The following is a 2375-nucleotide window of genomic DNA, read 5'->3' on the forward strand; positions in this document are numbered from 1 at the left end:
TGGACTCGTTGCAGTTGGACACGGGCTTCGCGGTGGGGTCCAAGAAGTCCGCGACGGGCATGGCGGGCCTCCAGAAGGCCTACGGCGGCCTGATGATGTTCACCATGCTGACCCACATCGCGCTGCTGGCCATCCCGCTGCCGATCGGGATCGCGGCCGCCGCGCTGATGGGCCGCAGCGGCATGAAGGACGACCGCAAGCGCCAGCTCGAGCAGCGCCGCCAGAAGGCGAAGCTCGCGGTGCGGCGGTACGTGGACGAGTTCAACATCCACGTCGGGAAGGACTCCCGAGACGTCGTCCGGCGGATCCAGCGGGAGCTGCGCGACGGCTACACCGAACGTCTCGACGAGCTGCTCCGCTCCCTGGCCGAGGCCCTGAAGGAGGCCGAGCAGGCCGTGCAGAGCGAGCTCACCGAACAGCAGCAGGTGGACCGCATCGAGGCGGACCTCAAGTCCCTCGCGGTGCTGCGGAACCAGGCGAACGAGCTGATGGCGGTGCGTCGGGCGGTCGCGGCGTGAGCGGACCGAGGGCATGGCGCGAGTCGCCGATCCCGGGCGGCGAGGGGGAGCGATGAGCACGCTGGTGGCACGCACGCGCGAGGTGGTCGGCGAGGCCTACCGGCTCGCGCAGGGGACCCGGATCGCGCCGATGGTCGCGGCCCTGGGTGCTCGGCTGGACGAGCCGCTGCGGGTGGCGATCGCGGGGCGGGTGAAGGCGGGCAAGTCCACGTTGCTCAACGCGCTGGTCGGGCAGGACCTGGCGGCGACGGACGCGGAGGAGTGCACCCGGATCGTCACGTGGTTCCGCAACGGGCCCGCCTACCGGGTCACGCTCTTGCCCACCGACGGCCCGCCCGCCCAGCTGCCCTTCCCCGAGAAGGGGTCGCTCGCCACGATCGACCTCGCCGGTCACGCTCCCGACCTCGTGTCGCGGATGGTGGTGGACTGGCCGTCGCGCAGGCTGCAGGCGATGACGCTGATCGACACCCCCGGCATGGGCTCGATCAGCGAGGAGGTGTCCGCGCGCTCGCTCACGCTGCTCACGCCGGAGGGGCCGCGCGGATCCGGCGCCGACGCCGTCGTGTACCTGATGCGGCACATGCACACCGACGACGTCGACTTCCTCGAGGCCTTCCACGACACCGAGGGCCAGGGCAGGCCGGTCAACACCATCGGCGTGCTGGCCAGGGCGGACGAGGTCGGCCACGCCCGGCCCGACGCCCTCGACAGTGCCGCCCGGATCGCCGCGCGCTACGCCGCGGATCCGCGGGTGCACCGGTTGTGCCACACCGTCGTCCCGGTGGCCGGGCTGTTGGCCGCGTGCGGCGCGACTCTCAGGCAGGCCGAGTACGCGGTGCTCGCCCGGCTCGCGGCGCTGCCACTCGAGCTCCGCGACGGGCTGCTGCTCACCACCGACCGCTTCATCTCCGCCGACGCCGGCGGTTCCGCCGACCCGGCCACGCGGCTGGCGTTGGTGCGCAGGCTCGGCTTCTTCGGGATCCGCGCCTCGATCGACCTGATCCTGGCGGGCGAGGCGCCCGACGCCGGCGCGCTGGCCACCCACCTGCAGCGGCTCAGCGGGATCAGCGGCCTGCACGAGATCCTGACGACCCGGTTCGCGGCCCGCGCCGACATCCTCAAGGCGCGCACCGCGATCCTGGCGCTGGAGGCGCTCTTCGCGGGCTCCCCGCCGCCGGAGGACCTGCGCAGGCGGTTCGACGCCCTGGTCGCAGGCGCCCACGAGCTGACCGAGCTGCGGCTGATCGACGCCCTGCGGGAGGACCCCACCCTGCTGCCCGCCGACGACGGCGCCGCCGAACGCCTGCTCGGCTCCTTCGGCGACGACCCCCGCACCCGCCTCGGCCTCGACGAGACCGCCGACGTCGTGAAGGTCCGCGAGACCGCCCTCACCACCCTGGCCCGCTGGCAGCGCGAGGCGGAAGACCCCTTGACCACCCGCGCCGGCGCCACCGCCGCCCGGATCCTGGTCCGGACCTGCGAGGGCATGCTGGTCTGATTCTGCTGGGCTGGTGCTGGGCTTGACCCGAGCCGCGGCTGGGCGTGCCGAGACAACGATCTCGAATGTCGGCAAGCACCCGCCCCGGGCTCCACCACACCGCGAGCACCACCACCGGTCAGCGCGGCGCCTCGGTGATCACCGCCGGAGATACGGATAGCCGAGAGGTGGCGCGATTGTTGATCAGGACAATGTGGGCGGGCCGGGGCAGCCGAGGGCCATGATCAGTGGTTGGGCTCGCTCCGCCGCTGGTTGCGCGGTTCCGCGTACCCGAGTGGTGATCATGAGTCCAGCGCGTGCCTGATGCGTCGCGGCAATTCTCCGGGCAGCAGGACCGGTGCCGGGTGGGGCGGCAGTTT

General features: G+C 72.6%; 1 protein-coding gene and 1 pseudogene. Both read left to right on the forward strand.

Going from position 1 to position 2375, the window contains the following annotated elements; all coding sequences use genetic code 11:
• Positions 1-518, forward strand: a pseudogene (locus H5J29_RS29415) (dynamin family protein); the annotation flags it as partial.
• Between the two features lie 52 nt (positions 519-570).
• Positions 571-2016, forward strand: coding sequence for a dynamin family protein (locus H5J29_RS29420; RefSeq protein ID WP_181784233.1), 1446 nt, complete (start codon positions 571-573; stop codon positions 2014-2016).
• The last annotated feature ends 359 nt before the right edge of the window (positions 2017-2375 follow it).

Source organism: Pseudonocardia pini (assembly GCF_013870575.1).
GTDB classification, from domain to species: Bacteria; Actinomycetota; Actinomycetes; order Mycobacteriales; family Pseudonocardiaceae; genus Pseudonocardia; species Pseudonocardia pini.